This window comes from Streptomyces sp. MK37H (assembly GCF_018035285.1).
GTDB classification, from domain to species: domain Bacteria; phylum Actinomycetota; class Actinomycetes; order Streptomycetales; family Streptomycetaceae; genus Streptomyces; species Streptomyces endocoffeicus.
Genome location: NZ_JAAAYH010000056.1, coordinates 13,827 through 31,711 on the forward strand (window position 1 = coordinate 13,827; position 17,885 = coordinate 31,711).

The following is a 17,885-nucleotide window of genomic DNA, read 5'->3' on the forward strand; positions in this document are numbered from 1 at the left end:
GACCTTCTCTATGATTGATGGCCAGATCACTCTAGGGAATGTTGGTACAGGAATTTCCGCCAAGTTACTGGATGCCTTGTCTACCCTCGAAACGTGCCGCTTAAGGAACCGAGGCAGAGTTCACATTTTTTCTGCCAACGAGGGCTATCATTTAGTAGAATCCGTGACAAGAGAATCGGCGAGTCGCTATGCGTTGGTTCTTTCATCGAGCATGGGCCAAAGGATGGTGACTGTCGACCTATCGAAACCAGAGACAACAAACAGCTGGACTCTTATTCTCAGCGGTAGCACGCGAATCATTGAATTGCTCGGCAACGGACTAGTAGGCCACGCGCCCTGGCATTCTAAATTCTCCAGCAATCCAATTGAGCCATCATCAAACGGGCTCTCCGTTCCCTGCAGGGCATCACTCACTCCATTTTGGCCGCGCACTGTTTCGTCCCGACAAGAACTGTTAAATAGGTGGCAACCCGGTGCCTACCTATGGAATTATCAAGCGCCCACAATAAGCCGATACTTGGCTCTGGTTCTAGGGAGCACCAAAGACTCACTGGACGCGTCGGACGAGATCTGGTTAGATCTCGTGGCTCAAGTCGCTTATGGACGACGCCGGAACGATGAGCAGGCTCTTCTTCGACGCGCAGTGGGAGGATTCTGCGAGTTGACAGGGGCGGCACGCAAGACGGGACTTCTCAGCTGTGCTGACCTTCCAGCAGTTCCCATGCTGGCTCGGTTGGCACATTTGTGCAAGATTTACGCAAGTCGCAGGAGTCTAGTTGGCCGGCCGCAAAATAGCATTATAGGGTCAGCCGAAGTCTTGGCCTCGGGGGCGCGTCATGTGTTAGACGTTTGGAAGTTCATCAGAGATCATGGACAAGCAAGTATCTGGCACCTTATGCTGCTATGCATAAAGGGCACTTCTCTACGCTCTCCCTGTAGTCCGCCAAAGCTCGGATATCTGAATTATCACTGCAGCCGAAAGAGTTGACATATATGTTCAAAATGCGAATTCGCGAAGACGGTTTTGCGGCCCACGCTTACGCGCACGACAAGGCTAACCTTCGAAATGTGGCTGCAGTCTTCCCCGGATTGCCTTATGTTCCGGGGTTACAGGAATGTGGAGAGTTTCTCTACTCTTTGGGGTACGACGTAGTCCAACCCCAATACTCTGGAACCTATGACAGTGATGGAGAGTTCAGCCCCCAAAGCGCTGTTGATTCCGTGAGTAGGCTGCAAAAGGTACTTTCGCGGGGAACGCTGACCGACCATCGCAGTGGGTGTACGGTTACAGTTCAATCAGGAATCGAGGTCGCGGCCGCTCATTCCTTCGGTACTTGGGCAGTAGCCAATGCTTTCGTGGCAGGGTTCAGGCCCAAGGTTTTGTTGCTGCTGTCACCTTTCCTTGGTGTGGGAAAGAACCTCAGCGAAGCGGGCGCGCGAATCGACCTCAGTGGGCAACCAGACCACATCGAGAAGGCCCTTCCGTTTACCTTTCGTGTCAGTTCCCAGGATGAATGGCGATCATTCTTCACTGATGGCATGTTCCCATTCGGTGCAGTTGCGGAAGGCCCCCAGAGTCAAATCATTGGGGTCACTGGGGGGCAGGATCCTGGACTAGACCCGGAGCGCACACGCAGGCGTTTCCTGTGGTTCTCCAAAAAATATCAAGTAGCCGTCTCTTCGGCCGAATTTCATATTGTTCCGACTGCTGGGCATGACGAGAATGGGCTTTTAGTTGAGCCGGTTCTGGATGCTCTTCGTCGCAGGATGGCATGATGCAGCAGCCGACAAGGCCAACTCTAGAGAAGTACGATCGTCTCTTCCAGCACTACGCCTTGCTTTCGAACCTGCAAGTACAAGGTGAGACCATCTATGCTGGCAGGACGAATGTAATTACCCTGACTCAGGGTCTGCTTCTTATCGGGCTTCAAGCTTTCAGTTCTGGGGCGAGCCAGACATCCTCATGGATTGCGGTTTTGATTAGCCTCGTTGGCGTCATCCTTTCGGTTGCATGGCTGGCTTTCGAGCAGCGCAATCAGATTTACTTCAACGGTCGTGGGCAATTCCTGGCGAAGTCGGAACTTGAAGTGCTCTCCGCGGCCGAAGCGTTGGATATACCGATCCATGGGATATGGACGACGGTAGGGTCCTGGGTGTCCGCCAATGCAAAGTGGTATCAAAGATACTCCGCTCCAAGAATCCAAAGAGGCTTAGTCCCCATTCTCTTTATATTCCTCTGGCTGTTCATCCTGACGCTGCAGTCAGTGCAATTGGCTACCTATCACGAACAGAAGCCTCGGGAAGTCATCTGTCGTGAGGAAGACAGAAAGGTTTCCTGCGAGATACCGGACGGCGTAATTAGAGATGCGAAGGGCCGGGCGTAATTAGGTCACCGCAAGGCATCCAGATGGATCAAGAATTTAGGCAGCGCGAGACGGTTTCTTGTTGAGGGTCGCCTGACGTAGTCCGTTCCCCGACGACGGCACCTCCGCTGGGGTACGTATCTCGTGATTGCGGACGCTCTGCGCAAGGAGATCGGGGAGGGGCGTATCGCTGCGGCACTGCCCTCGGAAGCGCAGCTCATGCGGGATCACGGCGTATCCCGGACGACGATCCGGCGTGCCTTGACGCTGCTCCAGGACGAGGGCCTGATCCACTCGGTGCCAGGGGCCGGCCGCGCGGTGAGCGGCACGGCCGACCAGCGCCCGTTGGTCGAGCGCATGACGGAACTGATCACGGCGACATCCTTGGCAATCGGGGATGCGTACCCCTCCGAGCTACTCGAAGCCTTGCAGCTACGGCAGGGCTATGAGTCCAGGACACGTCATGCCTCGCACAGAGATGACGTAGCTCATCGTGTTGGCACGACTCCTGGCCTTGGGTCGATTTAGCTCTGACTCATGCAACACGGCAGGTCGTGATCGTGTAGGCGACGGGACGTGTGTTGCTCGTCCAGGGGTAGTCCACGGCTCTCTTGGTCGGTGATGATCGCGTTTATCGACGCTGCTCGCCCGCAGCTGCGTCGATGCGGAGTTTGCGCACGGGGCCAACACCGTTGCAGTTTGTCTTGCCTGCTCTGTAGAGCTCTTTCACCGCGGCCCTAATGTGCATCTCGCGCGCTTCACCCAGGACGCCTGCCATGATCTCTACCTGGTGGTCGTCCACCGTAAAACTTTCTCGTTCCTGTAGAAGGTTCTCTATGTTGCGGCGGATCTTACGAACCCACTTCGCCGCTCGCTCGATCTCCTCATCGTCGAACGTGTCGACGGGGCTCCATAGCATCTCGTCGTTCGGCGGAGGCAACTGAGCCCGGCGCCACTCCACCTGAGCAAGACTCGCGGCTTCGCCAAAGAGCCACAGACCGTCCCTGTGGCGGCTGAAGAGCACGAGGTGGTAGGCGACCTGGTGGTGGGCCCGATTGCGAACATCGATCGCTGCTGCGCCAGCTCCGACTGCTGTGCGTACACGCTCTATAAAACCGTTCGTAATGCGTGCGACGGCTTCCAGGCTGTCGCTCGAGGCGAGGTACACGTCGCGCCACCACGTACCCCCGCATGCTGTGTCCATGGCGCTCAGGGTTGCTGGCTTGTTCCGACTGTCCTTTTTGCTGGTCAACAGGCCACCGATGCGCCGAACGGCGTTGGCGTTGAAGTTCAGGAGGACTTCGGTCGCCAGCCGTCCGGTGGTACCTCGCCTATTGCGAGTACCAAAGATCTGTCGGGTGAGGGCGTCGAAGCTCAGTCCGAGTCCAAAGGGGTCAAGGAACGCAAAGAGGGGAGCTCCCTCTGCCCGATTGAGTACAGAATCGAGATGCCTCTCTGCGCGGCCTTGGAGGGCATGGGCGGCTAGCCCGAGCTCCTGGGCCTCGGTAACCAGCTGTGACAGGGAACGGAAGCTCTTACGGCCGCGCTCGACGAAGTAGCAGTCAAGCTGTCGGAAGGCGGCTACCCGCGCTGCTGATTCGAGGATGAGCGCTGGCGATCCCGGCGTGCCGTCTTCGTAGCGGCCTGGACCAGCGTAGCTGTCGAGGTAGACGACTCGGCCATCTGGCGCGTAGCGGCCGACCTTGCTGGCGAAGGGCACTACGTACTGCTTGAGGATCTCGTGTTTGAGGACAGCAGCCGCCTTCTTGCTCACGAAGAACGGGCTGCTGCTGTCGTGCTCCTCGCCGACGCTCTCGCCGCTCAGGTCGAGTACTGCGTCGTCGCACACTTCATCAGGTTCGCCCACGATCCCGCCCCCTAGGGTCTCGGAGAAAGCCTCCGGCCTAGTGTGCGGTGCAACTGCCCCTGAAGTAACTACCATTGCCCAAATTGCTACTGGTTTCGGACGTGTCCTGCCGAAGCACCCGAGTGGCAGGGGGTGGCTCAAGCGGGGATGGGTAGGGGCATCTCGTCCCAGGTGCGGCCGGCCAGCACACGGCCGCCGGCCTTGGGTGTACGACCGCCCCATTGCTTGAAGAAGAACGCGACTCCTGCGTCCTGGCACACATCGCGGATCTCAGTGACCCATGCTTCGTCCAGTGGGCGGTGGCGCGGTCCGGATTCACCGCCGGCGATGACCCAGTGAATGCCGTCCAAGTTGAGGCTCGGCAGCGGTCCGAGCAACGGCTCACAAGAGAGGAACCGCACTGCTGCGGGCACATTGCGGAGGTCATCGACGCGAGCCAACTCCGCCTCCGTCTCTACGGAAACCCCCATCCACAAATTCGCCGGCCACTCCAGCTTCGGGGCGACCTGCCGCAGGCGCCGGGCGCGCTTGGTGAGGACCTGGTAGGTGTGCTGCGGGGTGTCGGCCATGACCTGGAACACCTGCCGCACGAAGTCGATCGGCACTCGGGCGTGGAAGAGGTCGGACATGGAGTTCACGAACACCACGCGCGGGCTCTTCCAGCTGTAGGGCACGTCTAGCGCGTCCGCATGCAGCGAGACATCGAAGCCCGGCCCGGAGGTGCGCGGATCGCCGTCGTTCTGGTACTTCGCTGCGCCCATCGCCTTAAGACGTTTTGCCAGTGTCAGGGCGTAGCAGTTGTCGCAGCCGGACGAGACGCGGTCGCAGCCGGTGGTCGGGTTCCAAGTCGCCTCGGTCCATTCGATGGCGCTGCGGTCACTCACCGGGTACCTCCTGCTGCTGTAAGCACGGCCACACCACTGGGGCGGGCGTGATGTGCTGCCTAACGATGCCTGCTGTGTTGGAGTGCGGGGGCACACAGTCCGGTATTCGCTCGATTTCGTTCTCTTTTCGCAGCCTCAATATCGAATCTCTGTTCTGAATCTAGCGGTTCAGGCCCCTGCAGTCGATGTCGGCGAACGCCACGGAAGATCGGAATGTGGAGAGTCGTTGACGTGTAATGCTGCTGACCTGCGGTTGCGTGGCCCTCCTCAATAGGCGCGGAGCCGATCGTTGGTTGCCATTGGCCCCCGCGGGCGGCCGCCCCGGGGACCCGGACGAACTGTCCGGGTCCCCGTCTGCCGAGTCCCTCATGCTGAGCTCACACCGACGGAGCGCCCTGTCCGATCCCTTGGGCGGATCGGTACCGTGAGGGAAGCCTTTAGACGCCAGGAGGCAGCACGCAATGCGTGGTCTTGGAGATCACCTCAGCATCGGGGAACGGATCGCCTTCTACCGCAACCGCCGCGGCTACACCCAGGAGGTTCTGGCCGGACTGGTGGGCCACAGCACTGACTGGCTCGCCAAGGTGGAGCGGGGTCGTCGGAAGCCGCCTCGCATCGACAAGCTCGGTGAACTCGCGCGCGTCCTGCGGGTACCCCTCGGAGATTTGATCGGGCAGCCAGCCTTGCTGGAGGACGAGAAGCAGCAAGACGACGTGCCGGCCGTTCGGGACGCGCTCATGAGTCCGCGGCGCCTTTCCCGGCTGCTGTTCGGGCCGGAAGCCGAATCACAGCTCCCGGTCCCCGGCCCCGTCGTACCAGTGGTCGAGCAACGGTGGAACGACTACCAGGCCGGCCACCTCGGCAAGGTCGTGGCCGCACTCCCCGGCCTTCTCCAGACCGCCCAGGAGCTAGAGGACCGTGGAGCGCGCTCTCAGGAGGAGCGGCGCGACTGCTGGGCGGTTTCAGCCCGCGCCCACCATCTCGCCGCGACCACGCTGGCGAAGATCGGGGAATCCGATATCTCGTGGCTGGCTGCGGAGCGGGCAATGCGGGCGGCTGACGAGTCGGGCGATCCGCTGGTTCTAGCGTCGGCGGCCCGCTCGGGCACGCATGCGCTGCTCGCCAACGGCCGGTACGACGACGCCATGGAGCTGGGCGAGACCACGGCCATGTGGCTCACCTCCCGCATCGAAGAGGATGACCCGGCCGCACTGAGCTTGCTGGGGATGATCCACCTGCGGGCAGCCATCGCGGCGGCACGCCACCAGGACCGCGCCACCGCGACGAACCTGCTCGGCCGCGCCGAAACGCTGGCCGATCGGCTCGGCTCGGACGAGAACCACTGGCAGACGAGCTTCGGGCCGACGAACGTCCTGCTGCACAAGCTTTCGGCGGAACTCGACCTTGAGAACGTCTCGTATGTCGTGGAGCACGGAGACATCGATGTGGACCATATGCCGCCGGAACGCGGCGTGTCCCACCGCATCGACTTCGCGCGTGCGCTCACGCTGGCGGGCAAGGGAGACGACGCCTTCAGCGAGCTGCGGACCGCTGAGAGCACATCGCCGCAGCTCGTGCGCAACAATCCTCGTGTGCGAGAGACGCTGCGAGACCTGATCAAACAGGCCCCGGTCACCGGCGGCGCTCGTTCGTCCGAGCTGTTCGCGATGGCCCAGCGATGCAAGGCGGTGCAGTGAGCAAGACAGCACGTGGAGTGCTCGGAATCATCGGGACGGGCGCCGGCGGGGTGGAGTCCTTGCGCACCGGCTTGGTTAAGTCAGCGATCGAGCGCGGTTGGCAGGTGGCGGTGACGCTGACACCCGCGGCGGGTGAGTGGCTACGGGCCATTGGCGAAGTCGAGCGGCTGGAGAAGGCGACGGGGCTGCCCGTACGAGACGCGCCGCGGCTGCCGGGTGAGGCGCGGCCACATCCGGCGGTGGACTGCTACGTGGTGGCCCCGGCGAGCGCGAACACCGTTGCCAAGCTGGCCACCGGCATCGCCGACAACCAGGCCCTCACGCAAGTCAGCGAGGCGATCGGCACCCGTGGCCTGCCCGTCGTCGTCTTCCCTCGCGTCAACGCGGCGCATGCCCGGCATCCGGCATGGCAGGGGCATCTCGACGCCCTCCGTGCTGCAGAGGTAAAGCTGGTGTACGGACCTGACGTCTGGCCGCTGTACGAACCGCGCGAAGCGCCGTCTGGCCGTGAGCTGCCCTGGACCGCAGTGCTCGACGCGGTTGAAGAGGTAGTCACCTGAGAAGTCGTCAACCCCGCTGACCAGCAGAGAAAGAGGACCCAGACACTCTGTCCGGGTCCTCTTCTGCTGGCGCTCGCATGCTTATTGGCATGTCAGGAAGCAACGAGCGTCGCACCGCTGAACTGGGGATGTCCCCCGCTGAGTTCGCCTTGATTAAAGCGAGCTTGCATCAGGCTCGTGCCCAGGCGGAGACCCTGCTGAGCCGTGCCGACAAGCTCACTCAGCGGGCGGCCTCTCATTGCTTTCGACAAGCCTCTCCAGGCGATCGAGCCGGTCACCAAGCTCCCGGAGCGTCTCGTGAATCGTACTGAGTTCCGAAGCCAACGCGGTGAACGCCGGGCTGCTGCCCGATTCGGTACCCAGGGGCACAGCAGGGTCACGGACAAACGTCCCGCGCCCCTGCTGGGTGATGACAAGCCCTTCGGTCCGAAGCTGCCCGTAAGCGCTCTGCACGGTCATGAGCTGGACGCCGAGCTGCTTCGCGAGCGCGCGAGCTGCGGGCAGCCGGTCATTCGGGCCGTACATCTCGTTTGCGATGTCCTCGCGGAACTTCGCGGCGATCTCCTTGGCCGTCGGCTTGGGCGCGTCAGGGCTTAGGTCCATGTCACGAGCGTAGCTGTCCTAGGTCAATCCGAGTTCGGTAGACCAGCTTGACATCAAGATTGACCTAGGTCAATCTGAAATCGCTTCGCCACGGCCCAGAGAAACCGGGCCGGGAGCGTCTGTTTGACCTGCTCAACCGCGCCCGGAAGCCCCTTGCCAGGGGTGAAAGGAAGCGCCCGTTGCTTGAGAACTGAACAGTGTGCCGACCCAGCCACATGCACACGTGTGGTCGATGGGTGCGGGTCACCACCCCGACCGCCCATGTCGGGCCGGGTGACCTGCCCGGAGCCGCCTCTCGGGGCGGTGCCGGCATATGCGTGATCTGAAGACTGCAGAACCTTTGCCCGGGGCGAATGGCCCGGGCTGAGCACCAGTGCTCACAGTCCCCGACAACCGCGCTTCCGCGACGGATGCCGGGCGGCTGTGGCCACTCGTGACGAGAGGCCAAAACCAGAGCGGTCCCCCGGGTTGCCCCCCGGAGGACCGCGTACAGGCACCTGGTTGGAGGAACCTGTGATCACCAGCATGGCACGCGGCGTCCTCGCCGCGAACCCGGGCGACAGCGACCCGGACATGGACGAGGCCCTGCGGCGCGTCCGGTCGGGAGGCTCCCGATGAGGCAGCCCACCCGGATCCCCGGCGCCGTCGTCCAGCTCACCGAGGCGGAGCGGGAGGACCTGGCCCGCAAGAACCACGAGCAGAACCAGCGCAGCGAGTCCAGCGCCAAGATCAAGCGCGGCTGAGGGGACAGAGCGATGTCGAGGAACGACCCCAAGCCGCCGCCCCCGCCGCTGCCGGTCCGCGACCCCGGCGCGTCGAACCCGCCGACCCCGAAGCCGCAGGGCTTCCAGGTCTTCAACGGCGGCAAGAAGTAACCGACCGCGTACCCCGCCGACAGGGCGACCGTACTCCGTGAACCGGGGATGCGGCCGCCCTGTCGGCTGTCTGATCGATTCATCCTTAAGGGAGAGACGAAGAGTGGTTGAGCACGTCTTCAACGCCGACAGCGCCGGGTCCGTGGTCCTGAACCTCACCCTCCCGCTGTGCCGGGTCACCGTGACGGTGGACCGCGAGCTGGAGCGGGCCCGCGTGATCCTGCGGACCGAGGACACCACCGGGCCGGGTGCCGATGCGGTCCGCCGGGCGACCATCCAGCACAGCGGGCGGCAGATGTCCGTCCAGGTCCCCGAGATCCCCGGCGCCGTGATGATGAGCAGCGGCGGCCCCCGCGTCACCCAGACCGTCGGCACCATCGGCTTCGGCAATGTCGTCACCGGGCTGACCTTCGTCAACGGGCAGCTCGTCACCGCTGGCACCAGCATGCCGACGATCCGGCCGATCGAGGCGATCGTCATGCTGCCCGCGCAGTCGAGCCTGTCGGTCGTCACCACCGCGGCCGACACCACCGTCCGGGGCAAGCTCGCTCGCCTCACGGTCCACTCGGTATCCGGCGACGTGACCGCCATGACGGCGCACGTCCTGGAAGCCCACACCACCTCCGGCGACATCGAGGCCGAGACCGTGACGGGCGAGCTGCTCGCGCGCAGCGTCTCCGGTGATGTGCGGGTCCTGTCCTATCGGGGCGACACCGCCAACGCCACGACCACCAGCGGCGACATTCGCCTGACCGCCACCCCGGAGGCCACGGGCTTCATCACCGCCTCCTCCGTCTCCGGCGATGTCCAGGTCGCCGGCGCCCGGCACCTCAACCCCCGGGCCCGCAGCGTCAGCGGCGACGTCCTGACCCGCTGACCCCTTCCGCACCACCCGCCGGGGCGGCGGCCTCCGACCAACGACAGCCCGCCGCCCCGGCCTTCCCCTGCCCATCCCACGAGACTGAGGAGCGAGGTATGACCCGCGAGAACATGGCCGCCGTTGAGCTCTCCGACGCGGCGGCCGAAGCCGTCCGCCAGCTCAACCACGCCACCCGAGCAACGGGCGGCGGCCTGGAGTACCCGGGCGACGCGTACAGCACCGTCGCCAACCTCAAGACACTCGCGCAGCGTCTCCCACAGGCCCTGGAGCAGATTGAAGCCTTCATCACCGGCCTGCATGCCGACGGTCATCTCACGAGCGACCGGGGGCGCCCCATCGAGGACGAGGTCGACGCGGTCGAGGCGTCCCTGAAATGGGCGGCCGGAGACGCGGAGTTGCTGGCCGAACGGCTCGACCAGGCGCACTCCGCGCTCAGCCCGCTCGGCTACGCCGAATAACACCACCCGCCGAGGGCGGCGGCCTCCGACCAACGACAGCCCGCCGCCCCGGCCTCCCCCTGCCCATCCCGACGACTTCGGAGCTTTCGTCATGCGTACCTTCATAGGAGATCAGGAGGCCGTCAGCGCCTCCGAGTTCGAGGAACTGGCCCTCGGATTCGAGACCAGCCCCATCGGCCTGGACCACGAACTGTTCGTCGGCCCCCCGCACCCCGAGTCGGCCAAGGACCGGCAGGCACGGCGAGCGGTCGCCCGGGAGGTCCTGCGCGAGCTGCACGAGGCCGCCGCCGGAGGCGACGAGGTCGCCGCCTGGGACGCCCTCTACGCCAAGAACCTGACCAGGACGATCCCCCTGACGCAGCCGACCGCCCACGGGCACCGCGCCGCGCTGAGGAGGTCAGCAGCATGAGTCACACCCTCGCTGCCCTGTCGGCCGCCGCTCCACTGGCCGCCGGATGGACCGTCCACGGGCTCTGGCAGCGCCGACAGATCGACCGCGCCGGACGCGACACCCTGACCGGGTTGCCCCGCCGTGACGCGTTCGAGCACAGCGCGGCCCGGATGCTGCGCAAACCGCCCCGGGGCGTGGTGGCGGTGCTGGTCATCGACCTGGATGGCTTCAAGCAGGTCAACGACGTCTACGGGCATGCGGCTGGTGATGCCGCGATCCGCGAGACCGGCCGGCGCCTGGCCCAGTGGGCCGAGCCGCTGGGAACCGTTGCGCGGTTGGGCGGGGACGAGTTCGCCGCCGCGATCCGCTGCTCGGACACCGAGACGCTGCGCGGGGAGCTGACGCACCTGCACCAGTGGCTGTGCTCCACGGTCACCTACGACGGGCTGCCGCTTCCCCTGGGCGCCTCCATCGGCGCCTACCAGCACACCACCGGCCGCCCGGCCGAACTGTCGGCGGTGCTGCGGGTGGCGGATGAGGCCATGTACCAGGTCAAGCAGACCGCCGGCGGCTGGGCCCTCACCCGCAGCCTCACCCCCACGTACCGGACGGTCAACGGCCGCCGCGACGGGCGCCGGGGCACCGCCAACGACATTCTTCAGGGGGGCTCATGACCGGCATCCTGCCTCAGAACCCGTACATCACTGCGGTGAGCGACGCGCTCACCGCGGCCGGGCTCCCGGTCGCCGACGAGTGGACGTCGGAGGCCGAGACCTTCGGCGTGTACTGCCACCTCAACGCCGTGATCACCCTCGACCCGGACATCACGGGCCTCGACGAGGACGAGTGGCCGCATGGGCTGATCCTGCTGTGGGAGTGGCACACCGGCCGTGAGGAGCAGTACGAGCGCGGTCCGTCCTGGCAGTGGGCCGAGCTGCTCGACCATGGCCGGAACGCGGACCTGGACCCCCTGCCGGTGCACGGGTACGCCGCGCCCTCGGCGATCGTCACGGCGGTCCGTGCGGTGATCGAGTCGGGGAAGGCCGGGCCCCCGGTGCTCGGCGAGTGGGACCGGGCCGCCGAGCTGATCGCGGCCGTTGAGCGCTGGGACGCGACCGACGATGAGGGCCGCCCCGGCGTCGACACCGAGGGGGGCGCGAGGTGACTCCGGGCACGATGACACCTGCCGTCGCTGACGACGTCGCGCGATCGACGGGCGTCGAAGCGCCGTCGACGCCCGTCAACGTCGAACGCGCGATCACGGCAGTTGCGGGTGTGCTGACCGTGATCCTGACTGCTGCGGCGTTCTGGCTGTCGTACGAGCATCTGCAGGAGGTCGCCGCCCGTCACGGCATGGCGGATGCGGTGGCCCGCTCGTGGGCCTGGCCCGCGACCGTGGACCTGTTCATCGTGATCGGCGAACTCCTCATCCTGCGCGCCTCGCTCGTCCACCGCGTGGACTGGTGGGCAATCGGCCTGGTCACTGCCGGAGACGGCGGCTCCATCGCGCTGAACGTAGCCGGTGTCGGACCGGACGCCAGCGCGCTGGACTACGTGGTGGCCGCGGTTCCTCCGGTCGCCGCGCTGCTGGCGTTCGGCGCGCTGATGCGGCAGGTCCACGCCTACCTCGCCCGCCGCGCCACGACGGGCGTCACCACCTCGCCGCCGGGCGTCGAGACACCGTCGACGCCCGTCACCGTGACCGTCGACCGCACTCCTGCCGCCCCCGCTGAGGACGCTCACCCTGAGGCCGTCACAGCGGCGGAATTCACGGCGCTGGGTCCGGGCGTCGAGAGCGGGCCGACGGCCGTCGAGCCGGACCCGGCCCCCGTCGAAGCGCGGTCGACGGCCGTCGACCTGTGCGAGCCGGTGATCTACCCGAACCGGGTGGATCAGTTGGTCCGCGCGCTGTACGGGAGCGACTTCACCCAGCCGAACACCGCCCGGATGACGGAGGCGATGGCCGCCGCCGGCCTCGGCGCCTCGGAGTCCACCGCCCGTACCGCCCGCGGCCGAGTGAAAGCCCGTGAACCCCACTTGGCCGACTTCCCAACCGCGATTGCCGGTTGAGGCAGAACAAAGGATCTTCCCGTGATTGCTCGGCTGTTCTCCGGCCGCACGTCCGTCCGTGAGTTGAAGCGTCTGCGGCCGGATGAGCTGGCCGCCCAGGCGTACGACCACATCCAGCAGGCACAGATCGCGCACCAGAGCCACGACCCCGCAACGCTCGCCGCCGAGACACAGTTGGCGACCGCGCTCCTGGCTCTCGCGACGTACCTGGACGACTCGAAGTGACGCACCAGGGCGGCCCCGGCCCGCTGTCCAGGCCCGGCCGAGGCCGCCCTCATTCACTCCCGGAAAGGAGTGTGACCAGTGTCCGACACCATCCTGACCGCCGACGAGACCGCGACCGATGACGAAGACTTCCCCGACGCACCGCCCGCACCGAACCCCACCCCGTCGACCGCGCCTGACGCTCCGGGCGTCGGGCTGGCGCATACGCCGGGCGGTCTTCCTGCTGTTCCGCTGACGGTCATCGGCGCCAACAGCACCGTCGCCGCAGTATCCGCCTCCGTCCTCACCGCCGGCGGCCCCGTCACGGGGCTGGCGGCTGCGGGCATCGCGGCGACAGCGGCCGGTGCCGCAGCCTGGCGCCGCCGGTCGGCAGCCCAGCAGACCGCTGGAGCCCGAGCCGCGGCCCGTTCCGGAGGCGAGAAGACCGGCACCCGCACCAGCCGTACACCCCTGGCTTCCGCCGACGCCGGCGCTCGTCGCGGCTCCTCAGCAGGCCGGGGCGGAGCTGGACGAGCTGGAGGCGCTTCCCGTACGGGGTCGGGCAGCGCGGGCCGGAGCGGGGCGCGGTCGCTGCGCGCGGCGGGCCAGTCGGCCAAGCGCCGCGCTGCCGAGGCTGGGCGGAACGCGAACGGCGCCAAGGGCGCGCTGGGCGCGGTCAAGCAGGCCCGCGCAGAACGTCAGGCTGCTGCCCCCACGCGTGCGGATCGGCGCCGTCAGGACACCGCTGGCCAGCGGAGCCTGAGCGACGCCCGGCGCGCGGCCAAGGCCGCCCGGAAGGCCGAGAAGCGGGCCACCAAGGGCCCTGGCCGAGGTGGCTCGGCGTCCGGCGGGAAGCGGCTGAACCTGTCGAAGACCCCGAAGTCCGATCCGGCTGGCAGCCGTGGACCCCACGACAAACGCGGGCGCAGGGACGCCGCGGATCGAAAGGCCGGAGCCGGGAAGCTCTCGGCTCGGGAACGAGCGCGGCAGGCCAAGCGGCGGCTACGGTCCAACGTCCGCGCTGCGAAGGACGAACGGACCACGCGACGGCTGGCCGGGATGCGGGAGCTGCGCAAGCGGACTCGGGCGCGGTGGCGTCTGTGGCGGCGGCTGACCCTCTCCCCGCTGCGCTGCTACGGCCGCAAAGTGCTGGCCGCCGGAATCAGCATCCCGTTCTTCGCGTTGGGGATGGTCACCCACCCGCTCGGCGTGCGGCTCGGCTGGCGGTGGCTGATGTGGCCCGGCCAGAGCGTCTACGCACGGCTGGCCGCAGCGGCGAATCGAACACGAGCGGCCCGTGACGCCGCGATCCGCGCCGAGTACGAGACCGCCGTCCAGGCCGCCGCCGACGATGACAGCCCGGTTTCGGCGACGGTCCGCCGCGCTCCCCGCAACCACCACGCCCACACAGGTACGAGCACCGGAGGTACCACCACCATGTCCACCCCCGCCGGACCCGGCTTTCTGTTCGATGAGACCGCTTCCGAAATGGAAGCCGCGGCCAAGAGCTACAACCCCGACGGCATGATGCACGTCCACGACACGATCAAGGGCTTCCCCAACGCGCTGAAGTCCGTGGCCAACACCTTCGCGATCCTCGCAGAGAAGGCGGACAACGAGATGCCGCTGGAGCCGGAGGTCGGCGCCGCCCTGGACGAGATCTACAAGGCCCTCCAGCAGGCCATCGACGAGGCCGAGGAAGCGTTCAACACCTTCCGTGTGGTCCACGAGCAGGACATCAAGCGGCACGAGGACCCCCGCAACGGAGACGAGACGGGCTGGGACACCACCAACAACTAACCCCCACCGTCCCTGTCCGGGCCCGCACACCCCAGGTGTGCGGGCCCGGCGCCTTTCCTGCTTGGAGCTGGATGTGACACCGAAGACGACGACCCGAGACCGCCGAGCCCCGAAGGAACTCAACCTCAACAGCACGAAGAACAAGCAGACCGCGGACAGCACGCTGCCGCCGCTGGACTGGGCCCGGGGCCATGGCCCGATCACCGGGGCCCTGTCCGCGACCACCGGCGCCGCAGCCACGGCGCTGCTGGGAGCCGCGACCGGGATGCCCGAGGGCTGGCCGCTGCTGATCGGCGCGGCCGGGGCCGTCGGCGGCATCGGCCACACCATCCGCCGCAAGCTCACCCTTCGCACCGCCGTCGCCCGCGCCGCGTCCTGGCTGGTCGCCGGAAGCTGGACCACCTGGGCCATGGCCCATGGGCCCCTCTCGTGGGCGGCTGCTGGATCGCTGGCCGCGATCGGGGTGGGCACCTGGGCCGCTGCCTCCCACACCGCCGCGTGGGAGGAAGTCGCCGAGGAAGAGCGGTTCACCGCCGCAGCCCGCGCGGCGGCTGCGGAGATGGACTCCCGCCGCAAGGCTCTGGCCCAGGAGTGGCAGGAGCGCATCGCGCGGGTGTGCGCCGTGGATGTGAAGGTCATCGCGGTGCAGTTCTGGGACACCGGCGCCGGATTCTCCATCGAGGCCGAGCTGCCCGGCGGCGGGGTGACCTGGGACCGCATCAATACCCGCTCCCGCGCTCTGGCCGCCGACGCCCGCCTGCCGCTCGGCTGCACCGTGCACGTGGAGGAAGGCGCCGCGCAGGGCCTGGTCGTCCTCGACGTCATGACCAAGAACATCATGAGCGAGGAGAAGACCTACCCCGAGGACTACAGCCCCCTGTCCCTCCTGACCGGCATTCCCTGGTGCCTGCGGCCCAACGGCGAGGAGATCCGCGTCTTCCTCCGCGAGGCATGCGCGCTGCTCCTGGGCCCGCCCGGATCGGGTAAGTCCACGTTCCTGGACGTGATCCTCACCGGGTTCGCCCGCTGCACGGATGTGCTCACCTTCGTCATCGACCTGAAGAAGGGCGCGGTCGGCATCCCCTGGGTCACCCCGTGGCTGGAGGCGCAGGGGCTCATTGAGCCGGACGAGGAAGACAACCGGGCGCCCGCCGGCACCCGGCCCGGAGTGGACTGGCTCGCCTCCACCGCCAAGGAAGCGATCCGGATGCTCAAGGCGGTGCTGCGGATCAACGACGCGCGCCAGTTGCAGTATCAGAAGCTGATGCGTCAGCACGACACGAACCTGCTGCCCATCAGCCCGTCGCTGCCGCAGATCGAAATCGTCATGGACGAGGGTGCCGAGGCACTCGCGCACGCCAACAACCGACGCGAGCCGGAGAAGCGCGAGCTGGCCCAGCTCACCAAGCAGGTCATGCGCACCACCCGCGCCATGGGCATCCGGATGGTGCTCACCGCCGTGGACGGCAACGTGAGCACGATCGGCGACACCGAGGTCAAGCGGTTCTCCCCGCTGTCCGCCGCGCTGACCTCCGGGGAGAACTCCGGCCACAACGTCGGCAAGCTGTTCCCGAGGGTGAAGATCGACAGTGCCCAGCTCAACGAGAAGGGCGCCGGCATCATCGGCGACAACGGCGCCGACGGCTTCGCCCCCACCGAGTTCAAGGGCTGGAAGTCCCTGCCGTCCATGGTCCGCCGGGTGGTACTCGCCACCAACGACCGCCGCCCCGAGCTGGACAAGATCTCGGCGGACGCGGCCGGGGCGGACTACCACCAGCGGTGGAGCCCGGAGCGGGCGGGCTGGCTGGCCACCGCAACCACCAGGAGCGAGGGCGCAGAGGGCGAGACACCGAGCACGGCCGGAACGGCGACGACCGTCCTGGACAAGCCCGAACCCTCTGCCACTGGCGACGAGGACAGCGGACGGCACCGCAAGTCGCTGAACCTGTCCTACCGGCGGCGGGCCGAGGAAGACCCCGATGCCCTCGCCGCCAAGCTCCTGGACGCCATCGACAAGACCTACGGCACCACCGAGGAACCCGACCGCACACCCCGCCCGGACCGCGAGCGGCCCCGCGGCCTCAACCTCTCCTACAACCGCACCGAAAGCCCGGAGCCCGATGGCGACTCCGACCGCGTGCCGCCTCTGCTCCAGCGCGCGTACGACGCGGTGACGGCTGCGGGCGGGCGCATGCACACCGCGGACCTCGCCGAGCAACTCGGACTCGGCGCCACCGAGCTGGGCACAGAGCTTGGCCGCATCCTGCGCGCCGTCGGCGTCGAACGCCCCGGCAAGGGCACCGTCCGCGTCGGCAAGAGCGAGCCGCGCACCGGCTACCTCGCCGAGACCCTCGCCGAGGCCATCCGACGCTACCGCGACGCACGGTAACCGGCGCCCCTCCCACGCAAGGCCTCCCACACCTCCCACAAAGGCCCCCACGCGCTCCGCGGGGGTCCCACGGGGTGTGGGGCCTGTGACCTGCATGTGGGGGCTGTGGGAGTCCCACACGGCCACCCACCGAAACCGCCCCTCAGGCGCTTCGGGGTGGCCTCAACGCACCTTCCCCGACCACGTGGGACTCCCACACCCTCGCATCCTCACTCATCACTTTCAGTAAGGAGCTGCCGTGATCGTCTCCCTGTCCACCGTCCTCCTCCTCGGCGCCGTCCTGGCCCTCATGCTCCGCAACCGCGTCCTCGGCACCGGCGGCGCGATCGTCGCCGCGCTGTTCGGCTTCTGCCTCGCCTCGACCGGGGCGGCCCCCACGATCAACGACGCCTTGCAGTCCCTCGCGGACTCGCTAAGCCGCATCGGCTGACCCGCCCCTCCCGCACCAATCGGCCTCGGAGGCAGCTATGCAGCAGCCCGACCCGCACACCAACATCCCCGGCGACCTCGCCCCGCACATCCCCGCCGACGTCTACCAGCGCGCGCAGGCCACCGGACAGCCGGTCGTCATCGTCGTCAACGGCACCGAGCCGACCGGCTTCCCGTGGCAGCGCATCGTGATCCCCTTCGCGATCGCTGGCGCGGTCGTCGCCGGGGGCTGGGGACTGGCCGCCGCCCTGTGCTGGCTGATGGACGTCGCCGCCCACACCGCAACGGCCATCGCCGGGGCCGTCGCCGGACCCATCGGGGTCGGCGGCATCACCCTCAAGCTCTTCCACTCCAAGAACAGCTGACGCCCGGGGAGGCGGCCTCCGACCAAGGACAGCCCGCCTCCCCGGCTTCC

The 17,885-nt window shown here is 66.9% G+C and carries 20 protein-coding genes; 17 read left to right on the forward strand and 3 right to left on the reverse strand.

Features of this window, described 5'->3' with window-relative positions; translation table 11 throughout:
- Positions 1 to 993: 993 nt before the first annotated feature.
- The 3 genes from GWI24_RS11220 (at position 994) to GWI24_RS11230 (ending at position 2,891) form a co-directional block, all read left to right on the forward strand.
- Positions 994 to 1,776 carry a hypothetical protein gene (locus tag GWI24_RS11220; RefSeq protein WP_210945762.1) on the forward strand — a complete coding sequence of 261 codons (783 nt, stop codon included), beginning with the start codon at positions 994 to 996 and terminating at the stop codon, positions 1,774 to 1,776.
- Entirely contained in the window at positions 1,773 to 2,384 is a 612-nt protein-coding gene (locus tag GWI24_RS11225; protein ID WP_210945763.1) for a hypothetical protein, read from the forward strand. The genes GWI24_RS11220 and GWI24_RS11225 overlap by 4 nt, the downstream gene beginning before the upstream one ends.
- Before the next feature lie 123 nt (positions 2,385 to 2,507).
- The gene (locus GWI24_RS11230; RefSeq protein WP_210945764.1) at positions 2,508 to 2,891 is read left to right on the forward strand and encodes a GntR family transcriptional regulator; all 384 of its coding nucleotides are present in this window, start codon (positions 2,508 to 2,510) and stop codon (positions 2,889 to 2,891) included.
- A 103-nt stretch (positions 2,892 to 2,994) separates the two neighbouring features.
- Here GWI24_RS11230 and tcmP read toward each other — a convergent pair whose 3' ends face one another.
- Together tcmP and GWI24_RS11240 are read right to left on the reverse strand one after the other, a co-directional pair.
- A complete protein-coding gene (tcmP, locus tag GWI24_RS11235) occupies positions 2,995 to 4,230 on the reverse strand; it encodes a three-Cys-motif partner protein TcmP (protein ID WP_210945765.1) in 1,236 nt (411 codons plus the stop codon).
- Between the two features lie 137 nt (positions 4,231 to 4,367).
- Positions 4,368 to 5,114, reverse strand: a complete 747-nt coding sequence (locus GWI24_RS11240) for a DUF5131 family protein (RefSeq protein WP_210945766.1) — start codon at positions 5,112 to 5,114, stop codon at positions 4,368 to 4,370.
- 461 nt (positions 5,115 to 5,575) lie between these two features.
- Here GWI24_RS11240 and GWI24_RS11245 point away from each other — a divergent pair, with 461 nt between their 5' ends.
- The gene (locus GWI24_RS11245) at positions 5,576 to 6,811 is read left to right on the forward strand and encodes a helix-turn-helix transcriptional regulator (protein ID WP_210945767.1); all 1,236 of its coding nucleotides are present in this window, start codon (positions 5,576 to 5,578) and stop codon (positions 6,809 to 6,811) included.
- Positions 6,808 to 7,371, forward strand: coding sequence for a flavoprotein (locus GWI24_RS11250; protein ID WP_308343613.1), 564 nt, complete (start codon positions 6,808 to 6,810; stop codon positions 7,369 to 7,371). The genes GWI24_RS11245 and GWI24_RS11250 overlap by 4 nt, the downstream gene beginning before the upstream one ends.
- A gap of 216 nt (positions 7,372 to 7,587) precedes the next feature.
- Here GWI24_RS11250 and GWI24_RS11255 read toward each other — a convergent pair whose 3' ends face one another.
- On the reverse strand, positions 7,588 to 7,974 hold the full coding sequence (locus GWI24_RS11255) for a GntR family transcriptional regulator (RefSeq protein WP_210945769.1): 387 nt from the start codon (positions 7,972 to 7,974) through the stop codon (positions 7,588 to 7,590).
- A 614-nt stretch (positions 7,975 to 8,588) separates the two neighbouring features.
- Here GWI24_RS11255 and GWI24_RS46135 point away from each other — a divergent pair.
- From GWI24_RS46135 to GWI24_RS11310, 12 genes are all read left to right on the forward strand, one after another.
- Positions 8,589 to 8,717, forward strand: a complete 129-nt coding sequence (locus GWI24_RS46135; RefSeq protein WP_281789667.1) for a hypothetical protein — start codon at positions 8,589 to 8,591, stop codon at positions 8,715 to 8,717.
- A 235-nt stretch (positions 8,718 to 8,952) separates the two neighbouring features.
- Complete coding sequence (locus GWI24_RS11260; RefSeq protein WP_210945770.1) at positions 8,953 to 9,726, forward strand: DUF4097 family beta strand repeat-containing protein; 774 nt, start codon at positions 8,953 to 8,955, stop codon at positions 9,724 to 9,726.
- A gap of 98 nt (positions 9,727 to 9,824) precedes the next feature.
- Positions 9,825 to 10,187 (forward strand): hypothetical protein, encoded by a 363-nt coding sequence (locus tag GWI24_RS11265; protein ID WP_210945771.1) that lies wholly within the window; start codon positions 9,825 to 9,827, stop codon positions 10,185 to 10,187.
- 91 nt (positions 10,188 to 10,278) lie between these two features.
- Entirely contained in the window at positions 10,279 to 10,596 is a 318-nt protein-coding gene (locus GWI24_RS11270; RefSeq protein WP_210945772.1) for a hypothetical protein, read from the forward strand.
- Entirely contained in the window at positions 10,593 to 11,252 is a 660-nt protein-coding gene (locus tag GWI24_RS11275) for a GGDEF domain-containing protein (RefSeq protein WP_210945773.1), read from the forward strand. The genes GWI24_RS11270 and GWI24_RS11275 overlap by 4 nt, the downstream gene beginning before the upstream one ends.
- On the forward strand, positions 11,249 to 11,743 hold the full coding sequence (locus GWI24_RS11280) for a hypothetical protein (RefSeq protein ID WP_210945774.1): 495 nt from the start codon (positions 11,249 to 11,251) through the stop codon (positions 11,741 to 11,743). Before GWI24_RS11275 ends, GWI24_RS11280 begins: the two co-directional genes overlap by 4 nt.
- A gap of 11 nt (positions 11,744 to 11,754) precedes the next feature.
- Entirely contained in the window at positions 11,755 to 12,648 is an 894-nt protein-coding gene (locus GWI24_RS11285; RefSeq protein ID WP_210945775.1) for a DUF2637 domain-containing protein, read from the forward strand.
- A 21-nt stretch (positions 12,649 to 12,669) separates the two neighbouring features.
- Positions 12,670 to 12,873, forward strand: coding sequence for a hypothetical protein (locus tag GWI24_RS11290; RefSeq protein WP_210945776.1), 204 nt, complete (start codon positions 12,670 to 12,672; stop codon positions 12,871 to 12,873).
- 78 nt (positions 12,874 to 12,951) lie between these two features.
- Positions 12,952 to 14,652 (forward strand): hypothetical protein, encoded by a 1,701-nt coding sequence (locus tag GWI24_RS11295; protein ID WP_210945777.1) that lies wholly within the window; start codon positions 12,952 to 12,954, stop codon positions 14,650 to 14,652.
- Between the two features lie 73 nt (positions 14,653 to 14,725).
- Positions 14,726 to 17,041, forward strand: coding sequence for a hypothetical protein (locus GWI24_RS11300; protein ID WP_210945778.1), 2,316 nt, complete (start codon positions 14,726 to 14,728; stop codon positions 17,039 to 17,041).
- A 238-nt stretch (positions 17,042 to 17,279) separates the two neighbouring features.
- Positions 17,280 to 17,471 carry a hypothetical protein gene (locus GWI24_RS11305; protein WP_210945779.1) on the forward strand — a complete coding sequence of 64 codons (192 nt, stop codon included), beginning with the start codon at positions 17,280 to 17,282 and terminating at the stop codon, positions 17,469 to 17,471.
- 37 nt (positions 17,472 to 17,508) lie between these two features.
- Entirely contained in the window at positions 17,509 to 17,835 is a 327-nt protein-coding gene (locus GWI24_RS11310; RefSeq protein ID WP_210945780.1) for a hypothetical protein, read from the forward strand.
- Positions 17,836 to 17,885 lie beyond the last annotated feature (50 nt).

Coding starts and splice junctions, on each gene's coding strand:
- GWI24_RS11220 (WP_210945762.1), top strand. CDS start 994: ATGTTCAAAATGCGAATTCGCGAAGACGGTTTTGCGGCCCACGCTTAC.
- GWI24_RS11225 (WP_210945763.1), top strand. CDS start 1,773: ATGATGCAGCAGCCGACAAGGCCAACTCTAGAGAAGTACGATCGTCTC.
- GWI24_RS11245 (WP_210945767.1), top strand. CDS start 5,576: ATGCGTGGTCTTGGAGATCACCTCAGCATCGGGGAACGGATCGCCTTC.
- GWI24_RS11255 (WP_210945769.1), bottom strand. CDS start 7,974: ATGGACCTAAGCCCTGACGCGCCCAAGCCGACGGCCAAGGAGATCGCC.
- GWI24_RS46135 (WP_281789667.1), top strand. CDS start 8,589: ATGAGGCAGCCCACCCGGATCCCCGGCGCCGTCGTCCAGCTCACCGAG.
- GWI24_RS11265 (WP_210945771.1), top strand. CDS start 9,825: ATGACCCGCGAGAACATGGCCGCCGTTGAGCTCTCCGACGCGGCGGCC.
- GWI24_RS11270 (WP_210945772.1), top strand. CDS start 10,279: ATGCGTACCTTCATAGGAGATCAGGAGGCCGTCAGCGCCTCCGAGTTC.
- GWI24_RS11275 (WP_210945773.1), top strand. CDS start 10,593: ATGAGTCACACCCTCGCTGCCCTGTCGGCCGCCGCTCCACTGGCCGCC.
- GWI24_RS11280 (WP_210945774.1), top strand. CDS start 11,249: ATGACCGGCATCCTGCCTCAGAACCCGTACATCACTGCGGTGAGCGAC.
- GWI24_RS11285 (WP_210945775.1), top strand. CDS start 11,755: ATGACACCTGCCGTCGCTGACGACGTCGCGCGATCGACGGGCGTCGAA.
- GWI24_RS11310 (WP_210945780.1), top strand. CDS start 17,509: ATGCAGCAGCCCGACCCGCACACCAACATCCCCGGCGACCTCGCCCCG.